Consider the following 5,913-nt stretch of genomic DNA (forward strand, 5'->3'; position numbering starts at 1 on the left):
GGTGGCCAACTCAAGTTCCTCGGTCCCAGCATCGTCGCGATCGGCTTCGCCCGCCACCATCCGGCCTTGAGGCCGACCTCTCCTATGCGCCACCACCTCAAACAAAGACCCCAACCGCTTCGCGATCGGGGTCTCCGTCAACTTCTCTATAACTCGTCGCTAATCTGAAACTTGTTGGCTCCCTGAGCGGGGTACGAACCACCACCCCATCAGTCAACAGCCGCTCCCATCTCCACCGATAGAAATGGCCCCGAGCACGCGCCCGGGGCCACTCCCTATCGCCACCGATTGTTCGATCTATTTCACCAACACCATCTTCCGCGTCACCACGTCCCCGGGCGTCTCCACCCGGTAGAAGTACACTCCGGAAGCCGCGCGCCCGCCGGTGCGGTTGCGGCCGTCCCACACCGCCTGGTGCGTGCCGGCCGGCAGCTCCTCGTCGAACAGGGTGCGCACGAGCGAGCCGTCCACCGCGTAGATCCCCAGCCGCACGCGTTGCGCCGTGGGCAGGTCCAGGCGGATCGTCGTGGACGGATTGAACGGGTTGGGGAAGTTGTCGTAGACGCGGAACGCCAGCGGCGTCGGCGCCGGGCCGTCATCGTCGATGGCCGTCTGCGGCTGGGTGACCAGCAGGCGCTGGTCGCCGGGCACGTTCAGCATCAGGTGGTGGTAGCCGTCGGGCCAGAGGATCTCGACCGAGTCGGCGACCGCCGCCGCCCCGAGGCCGAACTCGACGGTCAGCGAGCCCTGCGACAGGAAGCCCGAGCCGCCGTCGACCTCGCGGATCATGCTCATCCCGCCCGCCACGACGCGCACGCGCGCGCCGATGGCGTCGGTGTTGAGGTACGGCGCGGACAGGTCCAGGTGCAGCCAGTGGTTGCCCGTGGAGTCCGCCACGTCGTTGCGGAACAGCTTGTTGGTCTCGCCCATCATGCTCGCCATGTAGAGGTCGAGGTCGCCGTCGCCGTCGTAGTCGCACCAGGCGACGCCGTTGGTGCTCGAGTCGTCGGCGATGTTCAGGCCCAGGTGCGTGGGGGCCGCGTTGCTGAAGAGCCAGCCCACGGGGTTGCCCGCGTCCGGACCGTCGTTGCGGAACAGGCGGTTGGGCGCCGGGTCGCCGGCGGCGTTCCAGTGGTTGCCCAGGTAGAGGTCGAGGTCGCCGTCGTTGTCGTAGTCGGCCCAGCCGATGCCGGAGCCGTAGAGCCCGTCGTCGAGGCCGACGTCGTACAGCGGCGCGATGTCGACGAACTGGAGCGTCGGACCGGCCTTCTCGGCGGTGTTGTCGCCCGCGTCCTGCACCCGGTCGTGCGGCTTGCCCGCCGCCACGCCCGTCGAGACGTTGTGGTACAGGAAGTTGGGCCCGTCGTTGCTGACGTAGAGGTCCAGCAGGCCGTCGTTGTCGAAGTCGCCCCACGCGCAGCCCAGACCGCTGGCGTTGTCCACCAGGCCGACCTCGGCGGCGATGTCGGTGAATAGCCATTCGCCCGCGTTGCGGGGGTCCGGGCCGTCGTTGCGGAACAGGCGGTCGGGCTGGCTGTCGTAGTTGGCCAGGTAGAGGTCGGGGTCGCCGTCGTTGTCGAAGTCGCCCCACGCGCAGCCCATGGTGTAGCTGCCGTCGCCGATGCCCGTGCTGTCGACCGGGGCCACGTTGGTGAACACCCAGAGCGCGAGCGTCGTCGGCTCGAGGCCGTCGTTCCGGTAGAGGCGGTTCGCGCCGTTGTTGCAGAGGTAGAGGTCCAGGTCGCCGTCCTGGTCGTAGTCGGCCCAGGAGCAGCTGCGGCCGCTGCCGCCGTCGTCGGTGCCGGTCTCCACGCCGATCTCGGTGAACGCGCCGGCGCCCTCGTTGCGGTACAGGCGGTTCGGTGCCGGCGTCCCCTCGCTGACCTGCATGTAGGTCTGGTAGAGGTCGAGGTCGCCGTCGCCGTCGAAGTCGCCCCAGGCCACGCCCTGGCCGTAGCCCTCGGAGGTCATCGGCGGCACCGAGACGTCGGCGAACAGCCAGTTGTCGTGCTCGCCGGGGTCGGCCCCGTCGTTGCGGAACAGGTGGCTCGTGGCGTCGGCCGAGTTCTGGTAGACGATGCGGTTGGTGATGTAGAGGTCGTGGTCGCCGTCGTCGTCGTAGTCGCCCCAGGCCACGCCGCGGCCGTTGCCGTCGTTGCCGACGCCGCTGCCGTCCTCGGGGGAGACCAGGACCCACTGGGGCTGGGTCACCAGCACGGACTGGTCCCAGCCGGCGGGGGCGGGCTCCTCGTTGCCGACGCTGTCGGCGGATGTCGTGTAGAAGAAGTACGTCCCGATGCCGTCGGGAAGCTCAAAGAGGAACGGCGTGCCGTCGGTCTTCGAGCCGAACAGCATGAACGGTCCCTGGTCGTCGCCGTGGCGGTACCAGAGGTCCACGCGCGCGACGCCGCTGACCGCGTCCGCGGCCGCGTACGTCACGTCGAAGGGCAGGCCCTGGAAGGCGAGGACCACGGGCTCGACCGCGGAGGCCGGCGGGCTCGCGTCCTGCGTCGTGGTGACGGTGTTCGACCACAGCGAGATCAGCAGCTCGGCGTCGCGGGAGCGGACCCGGTAGAAGCCGGTGAAGGCGTCGGCCAGGCCCGTGAAGACGTGCGAGGTGTCGGTGATCCAGCCGCTGGTGGCCAGCACCGTGGCGAAGGCGGCATCGGCGCTCAGCTCGGCCTCGTAGGTCACCGGCGCGTTGCCGGAGACGGGATCCCAGGCCAGCACGAGCGAGTCGCCCCCGGTGATCGCGGGCAGCGCGGCCAGCAGCGGGCGGCCCGGCCCGCTCTCGATCACCTCGAGGCGCTGTCCGGCCGGCACGTTCGTGAGGTTCTGCTCGATCCCAGAGGGCCAGCGGATCAGGATCGAGTCGGCCGCGGTCGCGGCGCCCAGGCCGAACTCGACGGTGAGCGAGTTCTGCGACAGGAAGCCGGTGATGCCCTCGACCTCGCGGATCATCGACGTCGCGCCGACGACGCAGCGCACGCGCGCCCCGATCGCCGACGTGTTCGCCGACATCGACACGAGGTCCAGCTGCAGCCAGTGGTTGGTCTGCGCGTCGGGCACGTCGTTGCGGAACAGGAAGTTCGGCGTGCCGGACATGTTGCACAGGTAGATGTCCAGATCGCCGTCGTTGTCGTAGTCGGCCCAGGCGGTGGCCGTGGTGTTCTCGCCGGCGCCGATGCCGGCGCCGCCGGCCGGGGCCACGTCGGTGAAGACCCAGCGCCCGGGGTTCAGCGGGTCCTCGCCGTCGTTGCGGAACAGGTGGTTGGGGGCCCAGTCGCCCGTGGCGTCGGTCCAGTGGTTGCCGACGTAGAGGTCGAGGTCGCCGTCGTTGTCGTAGTCGGCCCAGCCGGTGCCGGCCGTGTAGGCGGGGTCGTTGAGGCCGGCGCCGCTGACGGCAGTGACATCCTCGAAGTGGTTCACGCCGGGCACGCGATGGTAGAGGCGGTTGGCGCCGTCGTTGGCCAGGTAGAAGTCGAGCCAGCCGTCGTTGTCGTAGTCGCCCCAGCTGGCGTTCATCCCGTTGCCCACGTCCTCGATGCCCATCAGCGCGGCCACGTTGGTGAAGACCCACTGGCCGGGGTTCAGGGGATCCTCGCCGTCGTTCCGGAAGAGGCGGTCGGGCCCGTTGTTGTAGTTGGCCAGGTGGAGGTCGGGATCGCCGTCGTTGTCGAAGTCGATCCACGAGCAGCCCATGGTGTACATGTCGTCGCCGATGCCCGTGCCGTCGGTCGGCGCGATGTTCACGAAGAGCCACTGCCCGGGGTTGAGCGGGTCCTCGCCGTCGTTGCGCCACAGGTAGTTGGGGCCGTCGTTGCAGAGGTACAGGTCGAGGTCGCCGTCGAGGTCGAAGTCGACCCAGGTCGCGGCGCGGCCGCTGCCGGCGGGATCGGTCGTGCCGGTCTGGGGCGCGATGTCGGTGAACGACCCGTTGCCGTTGTTGCGCCAGAGGTGGTTGGGCGCCGGCCCGCCCACGGCCATGTTGGACTGGTAGACGTCGAGGTCGCCGTCGCCGTCGAAGTCGCCCCAGGAGACGCCCTGCCCGTAGGCGGGGTCGGCCATGGCGCCGGTGGTGACGTCCTCGAAGAGCCAGGAGTCGGGGTTGCCCAGGTCGGCTCCCAGGTTGTGGAAGAGGTGGTCGGTGTCGTCGTTCGGCAGGAACCACACGGGCCGGTTGGTGATGAACAGGTCGTAGAGCCCGTCGCCGTCGTAGTCGCCCCACGCGGCGCCGCGGCCGTTGCCGTTGTTGCCCACACCGGAACCGTCGGCCGGGGCCACGTTGACCCAGTGCGCCGGCTCCACGACGACCGTCTCGTCGGGCATCGGCGGCGCCGCTTCCACGTTGCCGATGTTGTCGGTGGCGATCGAATACAGCTCGTAGGTGGTCGGGCCCTCGGGGTTGGTGAAGACGAAGGGCTGACCGTCGGTCCGGGTGCCGAAGAGCGTCCACGGGGCCGGGGCAACCCGGTAGTAGAGGCCGACCGAGGCCACGCCGCTGCCGGTGTCCGAGGCCAGGTACGCGACGCTGAACGGCACGTCCTGCTGCGGGCTGGCGATGGCGTTGAGCGACGAGACGGGGGGCGCGTTGTCCTGGAGGGAGCCCACGGATCCCGACCAGCGCGAGGCGATGCCGCCCGCGTCGCGCGCGCGGACCCGGTAGCGGACGAGCTGGCCGTCGGACAGGCCGGTGAACTCGTGCGAGAGGCCGGCGATCCAGCCGGAGTCGCCCACCAGCGTGGCGAACCCGGTGTCCAGGGCGGCCTGCACGCGGTAGGCGACGGCGCCGCTGCCGGACTCGTCGCTCCAGGACACGGTGTTGGTCGTGCCGGGGGTGTAGGCGGGCTCGGCGACCATGACCGGGGCGTCGGGCCCCGGCTCCACGACCTCGAGCAGCTGACTCGCCGTGACGGTGCCCAGCTGCTGGACCACGCCCGAGGGCCAGCGCACGGTCACCGAGTCGATCACGGCGCTCAGGCCCAGGCCGAACTCCGCGCGCAGGCTGTTCTGGCCGTGGTAGCCCTCGCCGCCGTTGATCTCGCGGACCTGCGTGTGGGTCCCGGTGACCACGCGCACGCGGGCGCCGATGGCCGAGGCGTTGGAGAGGCGACCGGCGAGGTCGAGGTGCAGGTAGTCGGCGCCGCTGGACAGGTCGTTGCGGACGAGCTTGTTGGGGTGGTCCGCGTTCCAGTTGACGAAGTACATGTCCAGGTCGCCGTCGGCGTCGTAGTCGGCCCAGCCGGCCGAGGAGCCCAGGCCGAGGTCGTTGGCGAGCAGGGCGCCGGCGGCGTCCACGAACAGCCAGCCGTTGGGGTTCAGCCCGTCGGGACCGTCGTTGCGGTACAGGCGGCTGTTCTGCGTCACGATCCCGTTGTCGTAGTTCGTGACCCAGAGGTCCAGGTCGGCGTCGTTGTCGTAGTCGATCCAGCTGCAGTGGCGGCCGTTGCCGGTGTCGGCGACGCCCGCCGCGACCCCGATCGACAGGAAGACGCCGCCGTTGTTGCGGTACAGGCGGTTCGCGGTGCCGTAGTTGGTGAGGTAGAGGTCGGCGTCGCCGTCGTTATCGAAGTCGCCCCAGGCCGCGCCGCGGCTGGGACCGGTGTGCGTCAGGCCGGCGGCGGCGGTCACGTTCACGAAGACGCGGTCGGGGTCGTCGGGATCCCCGGGGGTCTGCGGGTCGTTGCGCAGCATCTGGCTCGGGCCGTTGTAGTTGGCGATGAAGAGGTCCTGGTCGCCGTCGTCGTCGTAGTCGGCCCAGGCCACGCCCTGGCTGTCGTTGACGCTCGTGGTGCCGGTGGCGGCCGTCACGTCGGTGTACGTGGTGAAGCCGGGGGCCTGGGGGTCGGCGCCGTCGTTGCGCAGCAGGTAGTTGCTGATCGCGTCGCACATGTAGAGGTCGAGGTCGCCGTC

Annotated in this window: 1 protein-coding gene; it reads right to left on the bottom strand. The window is 69.9% G+C overall.

What is annotated here, in order from left to right; genetic code table 11:
* Positions 1–297: 297 nt before the first annotated feature.
* Complete coding sequence (locus Q7W29_14775; protein MDO9173085.1) at positions 298–5,892, bottom strand: FG-GAP-like repeat-containing protein; 5,595 nt, start codon at positions 5,890–5,892, stop codon at positions 298–300.
* Positions 5,893–5,913: the final 21 nt, after the last annotated feature.

This window comes from bacterium, from assembly GCA_030654305.1.
Lineage (GTDB): Bacteria > Krumholzibacteriota > Krumholzibacteriia > LZORAL124-64-63 > LZORAL124-64-63 > PNOJ01.